This is a genomic window from Alterirhizorhabdus solaris (assembly GCF_007785815.1).
GTDB classification, from domain to species: domain Bacteria; phylum Pseudomonadota; class Alphaproteobacteria; order Sphingomonadales; family Sphingomonadaceae; genus Alterirhizorhabdus; species Alterirhizorhabdus solaris.
In genome coordinates this window covers 1-23,739 of the sequence record NZ_VNIM01000001.1, presented here as the reverse complement: position 1 = coordinate 23,739, position 23,739 = coordinate 1, and the positions used below count along the sequence as shown (strand labels likewise).

Below are 23,739 nucleotides of genomic sequence, written 5' to 3'. Positions count from 1 at the left end.
CATGGCTGTAGTGAAGCGCCTCGTCAGACGCGCGAGCGTGAGCGTCGCGGCACTCGGCTGCAGCCTCGGAGTCGTCGGCGCGCTCGTGCCGATGATCGTGCCGGTGGCGCCCGCGAGCGCTCAGGTTGCCAAGGCGATGGACGATTTCGTCCGCGACGCAGGCGGGGCCGCCAACGTCACCGGGCCCAGCGCCTTTCAGGGCCAGTCAGCCGGCTATTACAGCCTGGGCAACGTCTGGACGCGCTTTCCGCAGAAGACGACCAACCTCGGCAATCTCCAGCTGCCCTCCGCCCGCGCGGGCTGCGGCGGCATCGACCTGTTCGCCGGCTCCTTCTCGTTCATCAACGCGAGCGAGATCGTCGCGATGCTGAAGGCGGTGGCGAACAATGCGGTCGGCTTCGCCTTCAAGCTGGCGATCGACACCGTCTGCCCGGAATGCTCGAAGGTCATGGATGAGTTTGCGCAGAAAGCGCAGATGATGAACGCGCTCAACATCTCTAGCTGTGAGGCCGCGCAGGCGCTGGTGGGGTCGGTCTGGCCCAAGGGCGATCTCGCCGACAAGGCGATCTGCGAGGCGATCGGCAACTCCGACGGCATCTTCTCGGACTATGCGGCCGCCAAGCATGGCTGCGGCAACAAGGGCGAGCGCCGCTCCACCATCGATGGCGCCGATCCCGCAAAGTGGGATGCTGTCAATTCGGCGGTCCCGCGCAACTACACCTGGCATGTGCTCAAGGGTTCGAAGTTCTTCAACGCTGCCGGCAGCTTCGACCGCGAGCTGGCCGAATATGTGATGACCATGGTCGGCACGATCATCTACGTGCCGCCGACCGACAGTGACCCAGGGCGGTTCCAGCCGCTGACGGGCGACACCACCTCGACGCTCGTCACTGCGCTGCTCGACGGCACCAGCGCGAACGCGGTCCAGGTCTATGCCTGCGACACCGAGGACCAGTGCCTCAGCCCGACACTGAAGCCACTCGATGTGCCGACGGTGAAGGCGATCCGCCCGCGGGTGACCGCGCTCATCGATGGCATGGTCGATGCGATCCGCACCGACAGCGCGATCACGCCCGAGCAGAAGGAGCTTCTGCAAATCGCCTCGGTGCCGCTGTACAAGATCCTCACGGTGCAGGCGGCTTATGCCCGCGGGCTCTCGACCGACGATCGCTCGACCCTGGCCGAGATCGCCTCGATCGATCTGCTTTACGCCATCCTCGACCAGTTGGTGAGCGAGGTCGGCAAGTCTAAGGCGAGCTTCATCGCTGCCGACGAAGCCAAGCTGACCGCCTGGAGTGCGCAGATTAACACCGCGCGGACGACGCTCGCGGACCGGCAGCAGACCACGCAAGCGCGGATCACCGCGATCATGGCAATCATTCAGAAGACGCAGTTCCTCGAGAACGTGCTCGCCAACTCGATGTCGCCCGGCATGGCGGCGGCGCTCGACTGGTCGCGCGGCGTGAGCGCGCGTGGGCTGAACTAGGCGTGCCGCCGGTCGCCTGTGCGGAGCGCCGGCGACCCACCAACCTCCAAGATGAGCACGGGCAATGGCGACGGTTGAACTCTTCACGATCGGTGGCGGCGAGTATGTCGTGAACGTGCTGAACGCCGTCGCGGCCTGGACGGGCGATGGCGGCTACAAGAGCCTGCTCCAGGTCTGCATGGTCATGGGGCTGGGCTATTCGGTGCTGATCGTCGCCTTCAACGCCGACTGGCGCGCCTGGCTTAACTGGTTCCTGCAGGCGACGCTCATGTACATGGTGCTGATGGTGCCGCGGCTGGACGTCCATGTCACCGACCGCATCAATCCGAGCCTCGCGCCGGCGCAGGTCGCGAACGTGCCGCTGGGGCTGGCGATGATGGCGAGCTTCACCAGCCAAGTCGGAGATTATCTGGTCAGCTCGGCCGAGCTCGTGTTCGGGCTCCCCGGCGACCTCGATTACAGCCGCAACGGCATGATCTACGGCTCGCGGTTGCTCGAGGCGACGCAGAACCTGCGCATCAACGATCCCGAGTTCGGCGCCAATCTCGATGAGCATTTCCGCCAATGCGTGTTCTACGACGTCCTGCTCGGCCGCTACTCGATGGAGACGCTGAGCAAGGCGCCGGATATCTGGGGTGCGATCGGTCCTGGCAGTCAGGCGCGGGCGCAACGCTTCCTGACGCGAGATGCCGGCGGGGCGGTCACCTCCTCGATCGAAACCTGCCGCGACGGTTACGCGGCCCTCAGCACGCAGTGGGCCGGCATGACCGACGATCTGGGCCGCGTCTTCGGCAGGCAGCTCTACCCCAGGCAGAGCGCCGATCTCGCCAAGGCCAAGCTGTTTGCCGACCTGCCGGTCGCCTACCGCTATCTGACCGGCGTCTCCGCCTCCGCCAGCGAGATCCTCAAGCAGACGCTGACGATCAACGCCATGAGCCAGGCAATGCACTCGGCCGCAGGTGCAACCGGCACCGGCAGCGTTGATGTCTATGCGCAGACCCGCGCAGAGATTCAGACCAAGCGGACCTACGGCTCGATCGCCCATTCGGCGATGAAGTGGGTGCCGGTGCTCAACATCGTTCTGACCGTGGTCTTTTACGCGCTGTTCCCCGTGCTTTTTCCGCTGTTCCTGATGCCGAAGAGCGGCCCGCTGGCGCTGCGCGGCTATGTCACCGGCTTCTTCTATCTGGCGGCCTGGGGGCCGCTGTACGTGATCCTGCACATGGTCTTGATGTTCAAGGGAGCGTCCGAGGTCGCCGGGGCAGGGGCCGGCAACGGGCTGACCTTGGCGAGCTTCGCGGGCATGAGCGAGGCCAATGACGACATCGGTATGCTCGCCGGCTATCTGGTTGCCTCGATCCCGTTCCTCGCCGGCGGCATCGCCAAGGGTGCGATGGCGATTTCGAGCCAGGCGACCAGCTACCTCAATCCTTCGCAGAACGCCGCCGAGGAAGCTGCTCGCGAGGCGTCGACCGGCAACATCGGCGTGGGCAATGCCAGCTTCGACAACCAGACGATCCAGACGCGCCAGCACGACCAGTGGAACCAGGCGCCGAGCTTTACCTACGGGGCGGCGCAGACCCGCGCGTTCAATGACACCGGCACGCTCGCGACGAGCTTTGCGGCCAACGATCTGCTCGACGTCCCCGTCTCCAAGCTCCCATTCAGCCCGCAGGTGACGCAGTCGGTAGCGACCGAGGCGTCGCGTGTCGCCAGCGAGACCCGTACCCGAGGTGAGACGCTGTCGAACCAGGCAAGCGAGAGCGTCAGCAACGCCGTCAACCGCTTCAACGAGTTCCGCCACGCAGTGAGCAACGATCAGTCGATAGCCAACAGCTACGGCGCAGAGGACCGGTCAAACATCAGCAGCAGCTTCAACGAGGTCGATCAGGCATCTCGCATGCTCCAGAGCCGGTTCGGGCTTCGCGCGGAAGTGGCAGACTCTATTGCGACAGAGAAGTTCGTGAGCGGCTCGGCAGGGATCGATGGCGGGATCGGTATGAACCTCGGAGTTGCGAAGATGGGCGCCTCTGCGAACGCCAGAGGCGGCGCGTCGAAGCGGTGGACGGACAGCGATACGGCAACAGTTTCTCGCGAAGGCGGTCGCATCGCGGACGCACTTGAACAGTGGTCAACCAATCGTGGTTGGTCCGAAAACCGTGATACGTTCGATCGGTCAGTTGCAACGAGCTCTCGGTCAGACGTATCCAGCAGCGCAGCAGGGATCAGCTCTAGCGTTTCGGAGGCGAAGAGCTTCAGTCGGGAAGCTCGCCGGTTTTATGAGGAGGCCAATCGGCTTGAGACCCGCTGGTCGGCGCGTGAGGGCGAGGGAGTTAGCGGCTCTCTCAACACCAGCGACGCGTTTCTTGCATTCGCACGAGCCGAAATCGCCGGCACGCCCCTTGTCTATCGTGACTTCGACCCGGCCAACGCTACACATTGGCACAGTGCCGATCCTCAGGTTGCGTTCGAACGCGACCTGCTGATGTCGAAGTACGTCGAGCAGGTCGGAACCAACATGCGCGCGGAAATAGAGGAGCGGCTGGCGGCTCCTGATGCGAGCGGGTTGGACCGACCGGCAGTGTCAAGCGAACAGGATGTTCGCTTGCGCGGCGCCGCTGAGGCGGGATCTGTGCCGACGTTGGCCAATGCCGCCGAAGGCGGAGCGCTGCGCGAGCGCTCGGGTGCAATCCGGAGCGAAGTCTCCAATGCCCAAGGAAGAGGCGCTGACATTATTGAGCGGAAGCGCCGTAGTCGAGATGCGGATACGACCCACGCGGCTGCTGCTCCGTCAACAGACGGGGCCGAACGAGCTCGGGAGTGGAGTAAGTCAGTACCGCTCTCGCCGTTTAAGCGTGATTAGACTACTGTGAGAACAGATAAAGCCAGACAGCAGCGATAATTCCGAGCCCGATAACGAAGAACGCCCGCGCTATCGGATCGGCCCAGCTTTTCCGCAGTAGGTAGGCGGTGGAGCGGTCTTCATGCCAAGCGCGGCTGTATTCGCGAATGCCGTCGAACCCGTCCTCGCTCGCTGCACGGCGCTGCCAAGCGGCTTCGTTCTCCAACGCGCGCAGACGATCAGCATGCGCATGGACATGAGCGTCAATTACGGGATCAGACATCGCCGTGAGCCTCGTTAATATACTCAACATATCTGATGCGCCTCCTTGTCGCGAGTGGAATTCGATCCTCTCCGCTCGCTCTGCTCTTCCGCTGGGGTGCCAGCGGCGGGCAAGTTGATGAGCTGCAACGGCTCTAAAGCCTCGACGCACTCAGTGCGCGATGACGGCAGGTGCCAGAGATCGCAGGTCCGCGTCGGACGCAGGAGCGCCAGCACGGGCGTTCTGGTGGAGAGCGGAGCGGCCGCTTCCGGGAACCGAGACGGCGTGGGTAGACCCTTGTTTACGTGACTGGCTAGTGTGTCCAGCGACGGTGGATAGCCGCGGACGCCGGCAGATATCCTCAACCAGTCCGTCCGGGCTATAGGAAGCCAATGAAGATCATTCATTCCGCCGACTGGCAGCTCGGCAAACCTTATGGCCGTTTCGAACCCGAGGTCCGCGCTGCCCTGAGCGAGGCGCGTTTTGACGTGATCGACAGGATCGGCCGGCTCGCATCTGACAACAACGCCTCGCATGTTTTCGTGGCCGGCGACGTCTTCGACACCGAGGGCCCGGAGGATCGCACGATCGTGCAGGCGATTTCGCGGATGTCTCGACACGCGTGTCGCTGGTGGCTGCTCCCCGGCAATCACGATTTCGCGCGTAATGGCGGCCTGTGGGACCGCGTTCGCCGGCGGGTAGGGGGAGGGATCACCATTCTCTCCGATCCTGAGCCACTGGAGCTTGAACCCGGAGCCTGGCTGTTGCCGGCGCCGCTGGTCCACCGCCACAATCTCGACGACCCGACGGACCTGTTCGATACAATGGAAACGCCAGGCGCCCGTTTGCGCATCGGCGTGGCCCACGGCTCGATCCGCGATTTCGGATCGCGTGGCGAAACCAAGAACCAGATCGCGCCCGATCGCGCAAAACGCTCGACGCTCGATTATCTCGCGCTCGGCGACTGGCACGGTGCGCTCAAGGTCGATGCGCGGACCTGGTATTCCGGTACACCTGAAACCGACAGCTTCCAGCGTGACGACCCCGGGCACGCGCTCGTGGTTGACATTGAGGCGGGCCGGGAGCCGGTAGTAGTGCCGGCCCGAACCGGCCGATTCCAGTGGCTCGTGCGCGATTGGACCGTCAACGACCGTGCCGCCTTCGACGCCGAATGCGACCAGCTTCTCGCCGTGATCGACGCACCCAATACATTGCTCCAACTGTCGCTCGCCGGCATCACCGGGCTTAGCGATCGGATCGCGATGCTCGGTCGCCTCGAAAACGACATCAGCCATCGTCTGCGGCATCTCGTCGTGCGCGCCGACGATCTCGTTGGTCGGCCGAGCGAAGAGGATCTGGCAGCGCTCGCAGTTGAGGGCATGCTCGGCGCCGCTGCGGCCAAACTCAACGTCAAGATTGAAGTGGGGGGGCAGGACGGACCGGTAGCTAAACGGGCGCTTGAACGGCTCTTTGTTGAATACAGCCGGGAGGAGCAGCCATGACGCTCGTCATTCGGCGGATCGCGGTCGATGGCTTCCGAAAGTTTCGAGCCCCTTTCGCGGTCGAGGGTCTCACCGAAGGCTTGAACATCGTCATCGAACCCAACGAAACCGGCAAATCGACGCTTCTGGAGGCGTTGCGTGCAGCCTTCTTCGTTCGCCACAACACGCGCAACCAGCTCGCCCAATCGTACGCTCCCTATGGCGAGGCGGTAGCTCCCGAGATCAAGGTTGGTTTCGACGTCGACGGCGCCCCGTGGTCGATCACCAAACGATTCCTGAGGAGTCCGGCGCTCGAAATCACCAGCCCGCAAGGCCGCGCGCAGGGCGACGATGCCGAAGCGCGGCTGAATGCTCTGCTCGGCTCGGTCCGCGACACCAGCCGCGGCGGCGACGTTTCGACGTACGGCGCGCTCGGGCTGCTCTGGGTGGCCCAGACCGAGGCGCTTGCGGTCGCCAACCCTGGTCAAATCGTGCGTGATACGATCGCATCGACCCTTGAGGCGGAGGTAGGCTCGATCATGGGTGGCGAGGCTTATCGCCGGGTCCGCCAAAGGGTCGACGCGCAATTCAATCTGTACTGGTCGCCGACCGGACAGAAGCGCGGGCGGCAAAACGAGGCGCGCGAACGGGCGGAGGCTGCCGAGACGGCGGCGCGTGAGGCCAATGAGCGCCTTGCTGCACTCGAACGGAGTTTCGCCGAGCTCGACGCCGCCCGTGGGCGGCTAAAGATCATCCAGCGTGAGATCGCTGATGATACCGATGTGCAGACCCGGAAGGATCTGGTCGGTTCGTTGGAAATCGCCCGGGCGGCCGAGCAGATCCTCTCGACCCGCAAGGCTGAGCAGGAGGCAGCTACCGCGAAGCTGAAGGGGCTTGAGGATCTGAAAGAGCGGCACGAGACCGCCGTCGTCGCGCGCGAGACTGCCGCCACCGCGCTGACCTCGGCGCGGGGATCGCGCGCCGCCGTTGCGGAAGCGCTCGCCAGCGCCAGAGACAAGGCGGCGGCCGCGCGCGCGGACCTCGAAGCGTCGCGAACCGAGCGGCAAGCTGCTCGCGCGGCGTTGGTGGTTGGCGAGCAAAAGTTGCGGCAGACTCGTCGGCAGGCTGCGACCGCCGCCGCCCGGCGCCGTCATGATGAATTGCTTGAGCTCGAGCAGCAGTACCGGGACGCGAAAACGCTGGCCGCCACCGCAATCGGGCAGGACTCGATTGCCGAGTTTGAGGCCAACGATCGCGCGGTCGGCCAGGCACAGGCAGTCGTCGCAACCGGCGCCACGCGGCTCACATTGTCGGGCTCAACGGATGGCATCATCATTGACGGCGAGCCGATGAAGGCTGGCGAGCGCACGTTGACCCGCGAGGCGCGTATCACGATCGGCGGGGCCGAGTTGATTGTAAGCCCGCCCCCTGCTGCTGCGAGCGCCGAGGAAACTCTGACATCGGCGCTCCGCAAGCGAAAGGTGGCTCTGGACGAACTTGGGATTGCCGATCTTGCGGCGGCACGCGCACGAAACGAGGCGGCACGCGACGCGGCTGCTGAACTCCGCACGATTGCGGCGCGGATCGAAGCCGTCACGCCGGCCGATGAGTTCATCCAACTTGCTGCCGGAGCCGAGGCGCTCAAGCTGCTCGTCACCGAGCTGCAGGATGAACTCGGCGATAGCGACGCTGCCCTCCCGGACATCGCCGGCCTGACACAGGCGCTCGATGCTGCCGATACGAAGCTTGCTCGCGCTGATGGAACACACGACAGCGCGATCGAGGCGCTGCGGCGGGTCGAGGGCGAGGACGCGCCGCTCGCCACTCTCGAAGCGGGGGCGGTAAGCGACCAGGCAAGTGCCGTAAGCGTTGTTGAGGCGATCGAGGCAAGGCCAGAGTGGGCCACGATCGAGGCGGCTCTTGCACGAGCCCGCGAAACCGCCGCGGAGGCGGCGGTGAAGCTCGACGACGCGACGCGCGACGCTTCCGCGCATGATGTGGCCGCGATCAAACGCAGGATCGACATCATCGACGCGCGCGTGCGCACCACTGCGGAAACGCGAACCAAACTCGAGACGAACATCGCGCGCCTCGAAGGCACGATCGAGAGCGAGGGCGGGTTAGGCCTCGCCGATCGCGCGGCGGCGGCGCAAGACGAAAAGGAAGCGGCTGATGCCGCGCTCCAGCGCGTGACTGAGGAAGCGGACACGCTCAAGCTCCTTCGGGAGACGCTCGAAACCGCACGCAACGAGACCTCGGCGAAATTTGTAGGTCCCGTCGCCAAGCGAGCAAAGCGGTATATCGCGCAGCTCTTGCCGGACTGCGATCTGACCTTTTCGGACGATCTCACACTCGAAACAGTGGTGCGTGGCGGTGTCGACGAGAATTGCGCCACCCTATCGCGCGGCACGCAGGAGCAACTCGCGGTTCTGACGCGGATCGCGTTTGCGGACCTGCTGCTGGAGCAGGGCAAGCCGGTATCGCTGATCCTCGATGATCCGCTCGTCTATTCCGACGATGGCCGTCTCGACACCATGATTGAGATCCTTACCGAGGCTGCAACTCGCATGCAGATCATCCTTCTGACGTGTCGCGATCGCGCGTTCCGGCACGTACCCGGCAACCGGCTCGTTATGGCAGCGCCCTGATACTCCCGCCACTGTACGATCTCTGGACTGGGATTGCTTGACGCAGATGCGGCCGCAGATCACTCTGGCCGAGAAGGGTGGGGGCGTGGCCAGAACTGCGGAATATTCGATTAAGGGCTACCTCTACCAATTTCTCCGATACCTTTCGGAGATCCTGGTGGCTGGAACCGGCACCAAGGTAACCATCGAAGGTGCGATCGAGGACATCGACGTGGCAACGGCTGGCTTCACGACCGCCGTGCAATGCAAATATCATGAGCAGGCCGACAAGTTCACGCTCGGCAAGATCTATAAACCCATCCTGCTCATGCTTGAGCATTTCTCGCAAGACGCGAGCCAAACGCCCAAGATCTATTATCGACTCTTTTGCCATTTTCCTGACCAGAGTGGTAGCAGGACGCTGACCAAGCCGGAGCTGGAAACGGTTCTCGGGACCGGGTCGGATCCGCTTAAAACGATCATAAAACGTATCGTGGCTGGCGTTGATCACGACGAGTTTCTTAAGCGGCTAACCATCGAGTTCGGGCCAACGACGGACGCTCTCCAGCGGACCGTTCTGGACGAACTGCGCGGCAAGGGGTTTTCGGCCGAGGACGTTGAGGCGATCATCTATCCCAACGCGATTCAACGCATCGTCGATCTAGCTACCCAAGCCAGCGTGACAGATCGGACCGTCGATCCGTCGCTTTTCCTCGGCGCTCTTCACGACGTTCGGAAGGTGACCTTCACGCGCTGGACCCGAGAGCTTGCGACACGCGCCCAGATCTTCAAGCGGCTTCGCGAAGACCTCAAGCCATCGCTCGGACAAAATGCGCGCGGTCGCACCTTCGTCCTTGCCCCGGCTGCGATCGAGAAGTTCGACGATGACATCGTCCGCTTCATCAAGAAGTTCGTCGAGCGCTACTGCTGCAAGTACCTGCACTCAAACCCTCCGTTGTTCATGATCGTCGGAGAGTATGACGTCAGCAGTTTGGAAACACGCCTCCATGATGCCGGTCTTCGCTGCGCCAACGGGCTGGTAGGCAGCGCGTTTCGGGCCAAGGATCTATTCCGGCGCCCGATGGTCAAGAAATCCCCGTTCGCCATCGAGTTCAGCGTGCGCCTTGCCGGCCGGGACAGTGTGACGGAGGAACCGCCAAAGCGGCCGGACGAGCTCTTCCTCGTCAACGTCGCGGATGACCCTTGGGCTCACCATGACATAGATGTTCACCGCTTCGAAATCGAGCGGCTCTCTGATCTCGAATATGCTCTGCAGCTAAGGACCACATATGCCTGATCTTGGAAACCCAATCGGCAGTGTGACCGATAGCTCACCGTCGCTGGTGCGCATCGAAATCAGCAGCGCCGAAGATTTCGAGAAATACAAAACCAAACTCGGCGTAGGACAGTATCTACTGATCGCCTCGGGCAATAATCTCTATCTGCTCGCCACGATCACCGCCGTTCGCGCCTCCCACATTGATCGCTCGAGGCCCGGCGTGGCCGATGACGGCGACAGCGGCGACGTCGATTCCGTCGCGTTCCGCTTCCAGATCGACACTCAGCCGATCGGCACGCTTTCGGAGGAAGGCGAATTTGCCCGCGGAACGCCGGCCCTTCCGGTGCCAACCGAATATGCCTACGTGACGCCGCCGGCGGTCCTCGGCGATATTTTCTCCAAACAAATCCGGTCGCCCTTCTCGTTCGGCACACTCAGTGTCGCGCCTGACGTGAAGTTCGAGGTTGATGGCGACCGCTTCTTCAGCAAACACGTCGCGGTGGTCGGATCGACCGGCTCAGGCAAATCATGCGCCGTTGCCAAGATCCTGCAGACCGTCGTTGGCATCGAGGAGAAAGCGAACGCGAACAAGGCCGCGCAGAAAAATGCGCATATCGTGATCTTCGATATCCATGCCGAATATGCTGCGGCTTTCAGGCTCGCCGAAGCCGAGAACTTTACGCTGAACCTGCTCGACGTCGATACGCTCCGGCTGCCGTACTGGCTGATGAACGCCCAGGAGCTCGAGGAGATGTTCATCGAGAGCCACGAGCTCAACTCGCACAACCAAGTGTCGCAATTCCGGCACGCCGTCGTGCGTAATAAATGCCGCCACAATCCAGGGTTGGAGAACCTTTCCTTCGACACGCCCGTCTACTTCTCGATTGACGAGGTCGTAACCTACCTTGAAAACATGAACGCCGAAGTGATTGGCAAGCTGGTCGGGGAGGGAAAGCCGAAGCTTGCCAACGAGACGTTAGTCGTAGATCGCGACAGTTGCTATTTCGACGCCCTCCAGTCTTTTGTCGTCGCGTCGACCGCGACGGCCACGAAAGCCAGCAACGGTCCCTTCCATGGAGAATTCGACCGGCTCATTCTACGGCTGCGTACGCGGCTTGCCGACCCTCGGCTGCGCTTCTTATTCTATCCCGTGAAAGACGACGGCGCTTTGCTCGTTACGAGCGATTTCGCGGATGTCGTGCGCCAATTCATCGGCTATCTTACGCAGTCTAACGTCTCGATCGTCGATCTGAGTGGCATACCGTTCGAGGTTTTGAGCATTGTCGTTAGCCTGATATCGCGGATGATCTTCGACTTTGGCTTTCACTATTCGAAAAATCGTCATGTTGGCGGCAACGTCAGCGACATACCGATCATGGTGGTATGTGAGGAAGCCCATAATTACGTGCCCCGATCGGGTGGAGCACAATATGACTCGTCGCGCAAATCGATCGAGCGGATCGCGAAGGAGGGGCGCAAATATGGCGTCACGCTGATGGTCGTGAGTCAGCGGCCGTCGGAAGTCTCGGAGACCATATTCTCCCAATGTTCGAACTTCATTTCGCTGCGGCTGACCAACGCTGTCGATCAGAGTTACATCAAGTCTCTCCTTCCCGACCTATCCGCCGGGATCGGAGACCTGCTTCCCAACCTCGGTCAAGGTGAGTTCCTCATCGTCGGTGACGCGCCGCTTATGCCGACGGTCGGTCGCTTTGCGCTGCCGGTTCCAGAACCGCACTCGCGCAGCGTCAACTATCTGCAGGAATGGAACTCCGATTGGCGCGAGGTCAATTTCGACGATGTCATTGACCGCTGGCGTGGCAAGGTGCTTGCGGCCAGCGTCTAGTACACTCGGAGGAGAGGGCGCTGGTGTCGCTTTATTCCTATGATCTGCTTCGGCCGGCGGGATCACACGGCCAATCCTGACGCGATAAGCGGACAGGTCAACAGCGGCTTCGCGTCAATGTAGCCCGTACGCTGCTGCGTGCGGGGCAGGAGGGGATAAATGGCAAAGCAAGCGAAGGCCGTCAGCGCTAGCCTCGACGACCGGTTCAGATTTGCCGATGACTCTTTTCCTGGCGTGGGGGGTGTCTGGCAGTCCCAGTTACGGATCGGCATCGGTGTGGACGATGGCGAAGGCTATCTGCTCCGCCTGTTCAAAAAGACCGGCACGCCGCTTGATGACGATCTCCGTCGTCTGATCGCGCGGGGCCTGCGCCGCGTCCGCCGGCTCCTCTCATCGCGTCGTTCTCGCAACCTGCTGGTCGAGGTGCGTGGCGTCGTCGAGGATCGCCATGAGTTCGCAATCCTGATGCTCGATCCAGGGACTCCGGTCTCCAGTCCCGCGCGCGTGCGGGCAAAGCAGGGTCTCTTCCTCTCTGGTGCCGGACGCAAGACTTTCTGGCGCAACATCGCCCGCATCGCCGAAGCATTGGCTGACTGCCACGATGCAGGTATCGTCCACGGCGCGGTCAGCGAGCATGTCTTCTTTTCGCACGGCGATGATCGGGAGGATTATCGCCTAGGTGGATATGAGACCTGCGTCCACATCAGCGACGGCGATCTTGGTGGTGCGCATCATCCGCTGCGGTCATCCGGCGCGATCTCATTCCGCCAAGACTGGATGGATCTCGGCCGGGCAGCAGCGTCGATCCTCGGCATAACGGCGGATAGCGGACCATCCTTAATCTCGATCGAGCGCCGGATGCTCGACAGGCTTGCCAACCCGCCGCAATATCAACTGTTCGACGGTGGCATCGTACTACGCGACTTGCGAGAAGTCATCGCAGAGCTCGACCGTGTGGGATCCAGTTCGGAAGGCGAAATGGTTCTCTATCCGACGTCGGACGTATTGCGCGGCGATCTGCCGCAGCTCACGTCCGGGACAATCACGGCGAACGATACAGCCGCCGTGCTTCGTTTCGTTGAGGAGGATATGCTGCGCCCGGACGCCCGCGCCGACTTTTCGGGCCGGGGTATTGTAAAGGTTTTCACAGATCTTGCGGTCTATGGCGTCAAAATCGTCGATAACCGGTTCGGAATGCTCGTTTCCGCAGAGAAGAGACGTCCCGCAGACCGAATCTACGACGCAGTCGAGCTGAAACACCGGCTGCACCTGTCGCGCACGCGGCAGACCGCTGAGGACCGGGTCCGGAAACTTGGTCCGGGGGCGATACCGTGGACAGATTCAAATGATCCCGCTGCGACGCAAAACGCGCTGCGAGACGTAACGCCCTGGTACGCGCTGATCGTTCTGGAAGCCTTCACCTGGCTCAGGGACCAGTTCCGAATTTATCCTATCGAGATCCTTCCCGCTTCGCCGGGCGATGAGGAAAACCTCGTCTGGGTCGTGCCGCGAACGGAATCGGATCGAGACCAGCGTCGCGTGCGGATGGGGATGCGCACTGCGGAAGAGGCATTTCGGCGCGATTTGCGGGATGATGACGGCAAAGCCGCGTGGACGCTCACCCCGTCTGACAAACTCGCTGGAGGGCGGGACCGGCTTCCAGACGTCCTTTATCTCGGCAGCAGCCTCTATCGGGGTCGACAGGCCTACGCCTTTGCCTCCAAGCAGCCCATCACAGCCCGGCAAGGGAATTATCTTCGCCCTCGGCCCGAGTCAGGATCTGAACGCGCGATCCGTCGCCGGCTGCAGAACATAGTCGCCGCTAGAACCAATGTGGACCTTCTACGAGCGCTGGACGATCCGGCTCAGGTTGGCTTCGACGAGATGCTCCGTGACATTGCGGCTCCCGGTGAGGCGCCGGCTGATCTAGACGATACAAAGGCACGCGCATGGCAGTCGATCGCATCTGGCAAATCCATCAACGTCGTTGTTGGACCGCCTGGCGTGGGCAAGACCTTCCTGATCTCGCAGCTGGTCAGGAATATTCTGTCGATCACGCGCGACGCACGCATACTCATTTCGGCCCAGAACCACGAGACGCTCGTCCAGATGGAGGCGGAGCTCAGGTCTGGCCTCTCGGAGACCACGTCTATTGTAGTGCGTGTCGAAAAGCCGGGCGACGACGATAAGCTGAGCGCATTACGCCAGGCGTCGGCTGCTTTGCTGCGATCTACGACTTCGCTTGCGCCCGATATTGCCGCTCTGCTCGCAAGCCAGCATAATCAGATCACGCAAGCTCTGAAACCCGTCGACGTAGCGGAGCGGGTGGTGGCCGACCGGGTCTTTCGTGATACCGACAACCTGTTGTTGCGCTCGTCCGATGTAACGCTTGCGACAACATCCTCCTATGTCATCGAGGAAATGATCGCAGATGGCGAGCAATTCGACTGGGTGATCATCGAAGAGGCGGCGCGGGCAAGCGGCGCGGAACTAATCGGCGCGCTCCTGCTTGGCAATCGTCGTGTCATGATCGGGGATCATCGTCAGCTTTCGCCGTTCGACGTGGTTGATCGCCGGAAATTCTACGATGTCGCGGTCGCGTCCGAGCTGCTCGCCGATGCAAAGGAACAGTTGGCGACGATATCCGACTTACCCGCTGAAGTGGAGGCTACGCTCGAGCTCATCAAATCCGACCAGCCGCTCCTCGAGGACGTTCTCGCGACAGCGGCGCGGCTTGAAGAAGCGTTTCGCTCGATCGCAGAACGCGAGGAAGACCGGGAGAAAACTTCGGGACGGCCTAGCTCGATCGCCAATATTTTGCTCGAGCAAAGCCGTATGCACCCGGCGATCAGCGACCTAGTCTCAAAGACATTCTATGACGGAAAGCTTGTCCCTTCGGAGCGCGTGAAGGCAAGGCCCGTGACGATCACAACGGGCCCGCCTTTCGTCACAGCGCCGATTGTCCTCGTCAATTTGCCAGCGCTCAGTAAAACCAGTAAACGGTCGTTCGAGCGGCAGGTCAAACGGTCCTACACCAATAAGACCGAAGCGGCGGCGTTGCTGGCGGCGATACAGCATCTGCATCCGTTGGCCGGTGAAAGCGGGCAGTCACCCACCCTTGTCATTCTGTCGCCCTATCTTGCGCAAGTCGGTCATTTCGAGAGCCTGTTCAAGCGTCAAATAGATTCGGAGAGCGGTACCTTATTCGGCTTCGACAGCCCGCGCAGGGACGGGAAGTTCGTATACACCAGCGATAGCTTCCAGGGTGGGGAAGCCGATGTCGTGGTCGCCAGCCTAGTACGAAACAATGCACTGGTCGGGACGCGGGCTCTGGGTTTCATCCGAAATCCTCAGCGCATGAACGTGCTGCTGAGCCGTGCCCGGCAGAAACTGGTGCTCGCGACGAGCCGCCAGTTCATCGAGGATGCCATCGAGGGAGTGGATCCAGACCATTCAGGCGGCGAGCTGGAGTTTCTTCGGACCATGTTCGGCGAGGTCGATCGCCTGGCGGCGACCGTGTTCGACGGCGTCGGTCATGGCGCCGCCATCATCAACACGGACGAGAACGGGAGGCTGCGCTTGTGAAGATCTTCCTTCCCGCCTGGCATTACCATGCTCGCGCAGTCGTCCAGCGGACCTGGGGCTGGAGCCCGGTCGAAGAGATGGTGCTTCTTACGCTCGATCATTCGCCAGGCACGATCGCGCAGCTGTCGAGTTCGCTGCAAATCCCGCGTCAAGTCGCGAGTTCAACCGTAGCACGGCTGATGCAGTTCGGCTTGGTAGAAGTCCGTATGGCGCCAACACCGGTCCTGACGACCAGCGCCGTCGGACATGCTTTCCTCCGCTCCGACCGCGCGCTGCCGGAGCGAACCACAGACCGCGAGGTCGGCATCAGCATCGTTTATGAAAAGGTCGGCCAATCGATTCTTCGCAATCGCGACGTGAAGACGATCCCGCTGACCAGATTACCTAGTTCCGCGCAGGCGGTCGGCTTTCCTGCCAGCGACCTGCCGGAAACGGACGACACGATGGCAGGCAGGGTCGCGAGCTATATGGCACGTTCGCTCCGCGCGGGAGAATGGCTGCGCGGTGTCCAGGCGATTAGCTCGGTGATCGAGCAACGATATCTAGAGTTGAATCTCGATGACGTTCGAAATGGCGTGTTCCCGGAAGGTACGACCGATCTTCTCGTCGAGGCACTCAAAACGACCATCAAGACCGGCGTCTTGCCGCAAGTGTCGATCCCGCCGCCCGATAGCCCGCCCTCCGCCAGAATCGCGTTCGAATCCGACCAGCTCATCGTCGGCGCCGAGGAGCATCTGAAGGCGTTCGAGCGTCTGGTGGCGGCGGCGCGATCCGATGTCTTTCTTCTCTCCACCTTTGTTGCCGAACAGGCGGACGCAAAGGGCCAAGAGCATCGGGAGCGCATCTGGCGCGCATTGGAGGAGGCCATCAGTCGCGGCGTAAGGTGCCATCTATTCTACGGCACGGTCCTCGATGACAAGGCAAAGAATGCGATTGCCATGCAGGAACTCAGCAAGCGCCTTTCAGCTGTGCGCGCCGCGGCTGGGTTCGTCTTGGTGCAGCGTGATTCGGTAAGAAGTCACGTCAAGATAGCTGCCGCGGATGATGGCCGTGGCGGCGCAGCGGTCCTCTTTGGGTCGTGCAACTGGCTTCAGTCGCCTTTTTCATCGGTTGAGATGTCTGTGGAACTGCGCGACAACCACGGGGCTGCAATCGGTCTCGACGTCTTGCGGTCGATTGTTTCGAACCTAGCCAGCGCCTCGCGCTCGGCTGAGGTGCTGCATTTCATGGCGTCCGACCTCCGCCGACGCGGGTCGTTCCTAGCGCCGGCTGCGCAAGCGGTCGAAGGTTCACGGGCTGAGCTGACAGTCGTCTATGCGGACGATCATGAGCAGTTGCTGCGGGCCGCAGCGCATTCTGCGAAGCACCGGTTCGTCTGCTGCACCAACAAGGTCGGCGCGAATATGGTGCCTGCGCTGTTCAACCCGGCGGAGGTGGCCGGCCGCCGCATTGAGGATGCTAGGGTCTATTTCTCTCGCTACACCGGTCCTACTAAACGCCGACATGTCGTCAAGCATCGCGAGCGCCTGCATGACATCGTCGAGCTGATCCCTTCGCGCGAGCCGCAGCTTCATGCGAAGTTTTTAGCTTGGGACGATGATGATGTGATTATCAGTAGTATGAACTGGGGATCGCAATCGGGTCTTTCAGGTAATCGGCTTGACGAAATCGGCCTGCATTTGAAGGGCCCGGGACTGGCCATCGCTTTGCTTGAGAGGTTCAAAGCGCTTTTGAAGGATTAATCGATCTTTTTGTGTGTGGATGCGGCGCATCTAGTAGAAGACGCGGCCGCTACCAACGGGTGTCCAAGCGGTGTTATAAGAGACAGGCAATGGAGCCAACTAACGCGTGATAATGCCCATCATCGAGGGAGATCCGGTATGGCGGATTGGCCGCCGCACCTCCGGGCGCAGGCGAGATTTCTCCAATTGCGGCTGTGCCGCCTGCTCGGCTGCCGAGCAGCCGGCGGCTGGATAGACCGTGGCTGGCCCGGTCTCGATCGATAGGGCGTGGTGGGAGCATCTGACTCCAACTTCGATGCACAAGCTGCGCGGCGAGCTCGAGCGGCGGCTGCGAGCTTGGTGCGAGACAGACTACGGCAAGTTTTGGTTGACCAGCGCGCTGGAGCCCGCTGGGGTGATCCGCATCAACGCCGGTGACGCCATCCCAGACTTCCACATGGTCGCGATGAGCAATGGGCCTCAGTTTGTCGCGCCGCAGGAACGGATCCGCCAGGGACATCGAAACGTCTCGGCGGGCACGGGCGAATACAGGTCTGGCAAGCCGCAAGAAGCCGAAGAGCTCATACTTTCACCTGTGATTCGTCTCGACCTCGTGACAGACCCTGCTTTGATGGCTGCGGCGCGCAGCCTCGACATCGATATGCCATCCTCGAACGTGACCGAGCCGAGCATTCTCTTCTCGGCACCTGCGCACATCCTGATTGCGCCGACTGGCTGGCCGAAGAAGTCATACGTGCTCTACCAGCACATCTTTGGTGAGGGCGGCTCCTACCCCGTCGATGGCTATTTCTACGTCGGCATAACCACGAGGAGCTGGAAGACTCGCTGGGCCGAGCATCGGCGCGCGATGCGCAAGGGCAGCCATTTGCTTTTCCATCGCAAGCTGAGGGAGGAACTTGCGGCTAGAAGGGTGACCTACATTCACCACAAGGTGATGGTCGTCACGACAGATATAGAGGCTCTATACGAGGCGGAGGAAGCGCTGGTGCGCGGGCATTGGACGGACACGCGGCGGCTCAACATGATCCCGGGCGGTCGGGCCGGCTACCGCTACCTGCGGCGCGGCGGCCTAGTAGGCTCTGGTTGGGAAGATCTGCCCGACGAACGAGACCAGGCCGTGTCCAATTGGTTGGACAAAAATCCTGACTGTCCTCTCCCAGCAACTTGAATCGCAGTGCGGCTGAACATCGACGTCAACTGGTCCCGCGGCCAGCCGCAACCATCCCTCCTCCTTTCATTCTGATATGCCGGTCAGAAAACGACCGTAGTGTAGGCTCGATACGAGGCCTGACGTTCGCCATAAAGCTCGGCAACGACAGAAAGTCTCAGCCCACCTCGTTTCAAAGCGCATAGATTCCCGTCCCGGAAAAGGCCGACATCAATATGGAAGGATGATCGCTTCTGGGACGCGCTGATTCGCTCGTGAATGTCCGCAATTTGGTGGCTACCCGCCAATCTCGACGCGGCTCAGGTCGAACAAGCTAAGACCGTCGGGGGCGGCAATGCCTTGACCGGAAATCCAGGGCTCCGAAATTGTCTGACCAGCTCGTAGTGCGTCTACCGACAAGCCGAAGAGCATCGCTGGGGCCACCGACTTACTCGCCGCGTTCAGGGCGGCGAGATCGCCGCCATCGAGGATGGGGCGGATCCCGAACGGCGTGATCAGCGCCGCTGCATAAACGCCCTCGTGCGGTTTAGTGGCGGGACGCTCGATCGGGTGCAGTAGGTCATCCTCGTGACTGGCGCTGACCTTGGTTGGCATGCCGTCGCGGTCCGGACTGGCCTTCACGCGCACCAGCACGCCGCCGGTTCGCCGCGCAGATCCGAGCAGCCCGACACGCCCCAGTCTAAGCGCGATGTTGGCGATCCGTCGACGCCTGATCCCGTCGGCGTGCTTTTCGCTCTCGCCCTTGGAAAACGTCCCGCCGTCGCTTGGCGGATCCCAGAGCAGCGACACGGACTCCCGTCGGCGGCTGTCGGTGGACCATAGGTTGGCAGCGACCCAGTTCCTCGTCGCCACCGCCCTTCCTGAGCGGTCCAGGACCTCGACGCGTCCGAACTGCTTTTTGCCTTCGGTTACGCAGGTCGGCTGACCGGTCATGAACGCGGGCTCCTTGCCCGTCAGACTGCCCTTCGCCTCACACAGGCAGTAGCTGCCCGACGCGGGGTCCCACGCGATCCAGTCGGGTATGTCGCCCTTCGCGGTCCGACGTATGGTGACGCCGTTCGGTAGCCGCGTGACGTTCGTTCGCAGAGGCACGAAGTCGGTGAACCCGAGCCGACTCGCGAGCAGAGCTCTTGAGAAGTAGCGGCCATAGAGCGCCGAGTAGGCGCGCCTCAGCTCGGCGCTCTCTCCGAGATCGCCGCCCCATCGAAGACGTACGTTATCGGCTGAGCTGAGGTGGGCAGAGAAAAGCCGCAGCCACGCTGGCACCAGCGGTCCGCCCTGCATTGTCTCGTCGGCCGCGGCGAGCGCCGCCCACCAGAGGCTGAATGGTTGGTGCACGGTCCTGTCGTGTGGAATCGAGGGTTCGACCGTGCGGATGTGAGTCCAGCGGAAGGGCATGGCAGGCGGGTAACACGAAAGTCCGGCGGGGTTCAGGCTTTTGACGAGGCCATCGGGCCGTCACATAGAATGGCGCACTCGAAGGGAGATCCTTCTGGTTGAGTTCCGCGAATAGTCCGGGTCGCCCGTGACCCCTTGGTTGTCGGTACCCGCTCGGACGGCTACTCGAGCAGGAACAGCTCCTCCGGTCGGTTGCCCGGTCCGCGCAGCGGGTCGAGTTCGCCCCTAGTCAGGGACGGCGTGTTGGCTCGTTGCCTCTCGTCGTGATTTGCTTCCGGTGGAGGAACAACGTCTGGAGGAGCAGGTCGGTCTCGCCGTCGGCGTCGGTCACGCTGTGCGATGCGCCGTCGAAGCGGGCGCCGGCACCCCCAACGCGGTCGCAGAACCACTCTACGAAGCGGCCGTCGACGTGGAACTCCTCCATGAGCAGCAGGTCGACGTCGCGCTCCTGCACGTTCGCCAAATAGGCGCCAAAGCCGGGGGGCGCGCTCACGGGCCGACACAATCGTGCTGGCCGGCGCTGACCGCCGCAGGGGCGCGGGATGGACGGCATTCGTCGCTCATGCTGCAGGCCGCAACTCGTCGATGTCGAACTCGCGCACGCCGATCTCGCCGGTCCCGTTCAGCATGTCCCCAGCCAGGGCGCGCTTGCGCTCCAGCAGCTCGTCGAGCTTCACGTCGAAGGTCTTGAAGTCGTCGGCAGCCACCGTCGGATAGTAGACGAAGACGTCGCGGGTCTGCCCGATCCGGTAGGCGCGGTCCGTAGCCTGGTCCTCCTTCGCGGGGTTCCAGGTCCGCGTGAAGTGGACCACGTGGTTCGCGGCCTGCATGTTCACCCCGAACCCAACCGCCACCGGCGACAGGATGATCACGCCGAAACCCGGCCGCTCCTGGAACGCCCGGATGCGCTTCTGACGACTGTCCGCTGCGCCGGCGGCGGCCGTCGTCTCCCCGTTGATGACGTCCACGGCAATGCCGAACGCGTCCCGTATGTAGTGCCGCAGCAGGCGCTGGATCGCCTTGAACTCGCAGAAGACGATGACCTTCTCATCCCGCTTGCGTATCGCCGCAAGGGTCGCGATCAGCCAATCGAGCTTGGGCGACCGGGCGCGATAGGCCTCAACGGCGTCGTACGCCTCCGCGCCGTCGGCGCCGCCGGGCTCCGAGCAGATCAGGCGCAAGCGATGGAGCAGGCCGAGGTGCGCGCCAGCCTTGTCCGCCCGTGCGCGGAAGCCTTCGATGGCGCCGACGTAGAGTCCGCGCTGGGAGACGCTCATCGGCAGCCGCCGGCTTGCGCGATCGACGACCTTGGCCTTCAGGTCGGCGGCGACCTCGGACTTCATGCGGCGCAGCAGCTGTGGCTCGATGATGGCGCGCAGCTCCTCGACCTTCGCGCGTTCGGCATCACCGTCCGCCTCTATGGGGCGGCGGTAGTCGGCGCCGAACTCGTTCAGCGCGCCGAGAAGGCCCGGCTGCACGAAGTCGAAGAGGCACCAGAGGTCCACGAGGCTGTTCTCGACCGGTGTGCCGGTGCAGGCGATCCTGAATGTGGCCTGCTGCTTTTTCGCAGCGCGGGTCATGGCCGCGTTCGGGTTCTTGATCTTCTGCGCCTCGTCGCAGACCATGATCGACCATCGCTCACGGGCGAAGGAGAACTCGAGGTCGCGCAACGTCTCGTATGTCGTGAGAACGACATCCGCGTCGCCTCGCCAGTCGGGCTTCAGGAACCGGACCAGTCCCTCGCGGCGCAGCTGCTCGTCGACCGACGACCGATCGACCCTCATGCCGGCCAGGCCCTCGCCATATGCGGTCAGCACCTTCAGCGACCCGGGCAGCAGGAACTTCTCGGCCTCCTCGCGCCAGTTCTCCAGAAGCGTCAGCGGCGCGACTACGAGCGCCGGCGGCATGTCGGGATCGTCCTGCCGGGCGCGAGCGATGAGGGAAAGGATCTGCACGGTCTTGCCGAGCCCCATGTCGTCGGCGAGCAGTGCCCCCCGGCACTGGTCGGGCGCCAACGCAAGGAGGTGCTGCAGCCACGCCAGGCCGGCGAGCTGGTGCTGCTTCAGCTCCATCTCCGGGCGCAGCGCCGCCGGCAGCGACGGTGCCGCACGGGGCGCCGCCAGCGCGGCAAGTCGCTCCTCCCTGTAATCGACCTGCTCGATGTTGCCCTTCAGTATCAGCGTCGGCCGCTTCCGGCCCGCGGGCGGCCGCGAGGGATCGAACGTGCCCGCCTGCGCCTCCGCACCGACCTGATCAAAGGTGGACAGTATCGCCTCCGCCTCGCGCACGGGCATGGGCGACGGGCAACCGCCGACCGACACGGTTTCGCTTCCGGTGCGGCGCGCCTCTTCTAGATCGGCGCGGAGCTGACCAGCAACCTCCGGCGTCAGTGGGACCGTCGCGGACTCGCCCGTCTCGGGGTCGCTCCAGCCGATGAGCGGCACAATGTTGTTGGGGAACCAGCCCTCGTCATCCTTCTTCCGCGATACCTGCGCCGAGTAGAACGAGGTCTCCTGGCCGATGCCGCCGACGCGGTCCGAGTAGCCGGAGAGGTCGTAGACCTGGCCGTGGCTGATCAGCGACGCGGCGTGACGCTCCACCGCGCGCCGCAGCGCGGCGCAGTGAAGGGCGCTGTCGCCATCCAGCTCGAACTCGTAGTCGTCCCAGGCGCAAAGCTGCAGTCCCCGAGCAAGGTGCCCCTCGACCTGCTCCACAAATTCGAGGACGTCGTGCTCCTCCAGCATCACATTGCGCGTCTCTAGCCGCTCGCCGGAGCCGAAGGTGACCAGGATCCCGAGCGCGCCCTCGCCATGCGTCTCCGGGACGATCGCCGCGAAGCGGTCGAACGAGATGCCCGCCTGTTCCTTGGCCTCCTCGAACTGGTCGGTGTCGACTACCTCCGCGGCGTCGGGACCGAGCGCCGCGACTGGGTTGACGAGGAACGCCTGCGCACGCTCGCCCGCAACGCGACGGCCGGGCATCCGCTTGATCTCGCGGAGCACCGTCGCGACCTCGGGCGACACGATCACCTGCACGACGCCTTCGGGAGTTACGAGATCGTACCGGTCGCGGACCTTGGTCGATGCATCGAACGCACCGAGCCAGTGACTTGGCGCCCCCTCGAACCAGGGCTGGACTTCGACCAGCCCGAGACCCTCTTCGCGCCGCAGGGAGAGCTGGAGCCGGTCCGGCGTGAGAACCACCGTGCGGTAGAGGAAGTCGTCCAGCATCGCGCCCGCGGCGAGGGCGTCCCGGCGGATGCCTCCCCAGGCACCCCGCTGCGCAGTCTCGCCACGATCCTCCGGCGGGCGGCGGCCGAAGGTCCGGACGCGGTCGACCAGCCGCCAGACCCCGGGGGGAAGGAGATGCGGAATGCCGTCAAGCTCGAGCGCGCCGCCGCGGAGCCGCGCGTTGTGGATCGTGCGCCGGTCACCGTCGAGCCATCCGTCGACGGCGACGGAGAACGTGGCGTCGGTCAGCGAGCCGCGGCTGACGAGGCGGGGAGAGGCCTCGATCCGCGGGGGCAGGCCAAGCACCTCCAGCTCGTCCCTGCGCTCGGGGTCCCCCAGCAGGCCGTAGAGCCGGTCCCAGGCGATGAGGTGGCCGCCCTCCACGACCGCGGCGATGCCCTCATCGCAGAACTCCTCGACGAGCGCGGCCACGGCCGCGGACCGCGCGGTCCCGTCGACTCCCGTCACCACCACCACGCCGGCATCCTCCACGCGAAACCGCTCAGTCGGAGTGGCCGTCGGCACCACGTTCGGCTTGCGCCTCCAGATCACGACTTGAGATACCAGGCGCCGCGCCGTTCGGACCACACGAACCCTCGGGTTCGCAGATCGGCGGACGCGGGCCCCCGCTCGGGGGCGTAGGCCCAGAGCGAGCCGCCCTTGTCGCGTAGGTCCACGGACTTGATGGAGTGCGCCGCGAACAGGGCGAGCACGTCCGGTGCCCCTGCGATGCTGCGGTCGACGGGGGTTGGGGCACGCACCCAAGACGGCGCGGCGACCGCCGGCGGTACCA

14 protein-coding genes are annotated in these 23,739 nt (G+C 63.2%); 9 read left to right on the top strand and 5 right to left on the bottom strand.

Going from position 1 to position 23,739, the window contains the following annotated elements:
• Positions 1-91 precede the first annotated feature (91 nt).
• Positions 92-1,486 carry a conjugal transfer protein TraH gene (locus FOY91_RS00065; RefSeq protein ID WP_145147081.1) on the top strand — a complete coding sequence of 465 codons (1,395 nt, stop codon included), beginning with the start codon at positions 92-94 and terminating at the stop codon, positions 1,484-1,486.
• Between the two features lie 64 nt (positions 1,487-1,550).
• Positions 1,551-4,349 (top strand): conjugal transfer protein TraG N-terminal domain-containing protein, encoded by a 2,799-nt coding sequence (locus FOY91_RS00060; RefSeq protein WP_145146989.1) that lies wholly within the window; start codon positions 1,551-1,553, stop codon positions 4,347-4,349.
• A 1-nt stretch (position 4,350) separates the two neighbouring features.
• Here FOY91_RS00060 and FOY91_RS00055 read toward each other — a convergent pair whose 3' ends face one another.
• A complete protein-coding gene (locus FOY91_RS00055; protein WP_145146987.1) occupies positions 4,351-4,611 on the bottom strand; it encodes a hypothetical protein in 261 nt (86 codons plus the stop codon).
• A gap of 371 nt (positions 4,612-4,982) precedes the next feature.
• Between FOY91_RS00055 and FOY91_RS00050 the strand changes: the two genes are divergently transcribed.
• The 7 genes from FOY91_RS00050 to FOY91_RS00020 all read left to right on the top strand — a co-directional run bounded on the left by FOY91_RS00050 (position 4,983) and on the right by FOY91_RS00020 (position 18,318).
• Positions 4,983-6,092, top strand: a complete 1,110-nt coding sequence (locus FOY91_RS00050) for a metallophosphoesterase family protein (protein WP_145146985.1) — start codon at positions 4,983-4,985, stop codon at positions 6,090-6,092.
• Positions 6,089-8,719 carry an AAA family ATPase gene (locus tag FOY91_RS00045; protein ID WP_145146983.1) on the top strand — a complete coding sequence of 877 codons (2,631 nt, stop codon included), beginning with the start codon at positions 6,089-6,091 and terminating at the stop codon, positions 8,717-8,719. The genes FOY91_RS00050 and FOY91_RS00045 overlap by 4 nt, the downstream gene beginning before the upstream one ends.
• Before the next feature lie 46 nt (positions 8,720-8,765).
• Positions 8,766-9,995: a hypothetical protein gene (locus FOY91_RS00040; RefSeq protein WP_145146981.1), complete on the top strand. Its 1,230-nt coding sequence runs from the start codon at positions 8,766-8,768 to the stop codon at positions 9,993-9,995.
• Positions 9,988-11,823 (top strand): ATP-binding protein, encoded by a 1,836-nt coding sequence (locus FOY91_RS00035; protein ID WP_145146979.1) that lies wholly within the window; start codon positions 9,988-9,990, stop codon positions 11,821-11,823. Before FOY91_RS00040 ends, FOY91_RS00035 begins: the two co-directional genes overlap by 8 nt.
• A gap of 159 nt (positions 11,824-11,982) precedes the next feature.
• Entirely contained in the window at positions 11,983-15,408 is a 3,426-nt protein-coding gene (locus tag FOY91_RS00030) for a DEAD/DEAH box helicase (protein ID WP_145146977.1), read from the top strand.
• Positions 15,405-17,150: a MarR family transcriptional regulator gene (locus FOY91_RS00025; RefSeq protein WP_203234443.1), complete on the top strand. Its 1,746-nt coding sequence runs from the start codon at positions 15,405-15,407 to the stop codon at positions 17,148-17,150. Before FOY91_RS00030 ends, FOY91_RS00025 begins: the two co-directional genes overlap by 4 nt.
• Before the next feature lie 295 nt (positions 17,151-17,445).
• Positions 17,446-18,318 (top strand): GIY-YIG nuclease family protein, encoded by an 873-nt coding sequence (locus FOY91_RS00020; protein WP_203234442.1) that lies wholly within the window; start codon positions 17,446-17,448, stop codon positions 18,316-18,318.
• Positions 18,319-18,594: 276 nt separating this feature from the next.
• Here the strand turns inward: FOY91_RS00020 and FOY91_RS00015 are convergent, their stop codons facing one another.
• The 4 genes from FOY91_RS00015 to FOY91_RS21485 form a co-directional block, all read right to left on the bottom strand.
• The gene (locus tag FOY91_RS00015) at positions 18,595-19,656 is read right to left on the bottom strand and encodes a hypothetical protein (protein ID WP_145146975.1); all 1,062 of its coding nucleotides are present in this window, start codon (positions 19,654-19,656) and stop codon (positions 18,595-18,597) included.
• Between the two features lie 289 nt (positions 19,657-19,945).
• Positions 19,946-20,209, bottom strand: a complete 264-nt coding sequence (locus FOY91_RS00010; protein ID WP_145146973.1) for a hypothetical protein — start codon at positions 20,207-20,209, stop codon at positions 19,946-19,948.
• A 67-nt stretch (positions 20,210-20,276) separates the two neighbouring features.
• Positions 20,277-23,423: a DEAD/DEAH box helicase gene (locus FOY91_RS00005; protein ID WP_145146971.1), complete on the bottom strand. Its 3,147-nt coding sequence runs from the start codon at positions 23,421-23,423 to the stop codon at positions 20,277-20,279.
• 71 nt (positions 23,424-23,494) lie between these two features.
• A partial coding sequence (locus FOY91_RS21485) for a hypothetical protein (RefSeq protein WP_203234441.1) occupies positions 23,495-23,739 on the bottom strand: 245 nt, incomplete at its 5' end.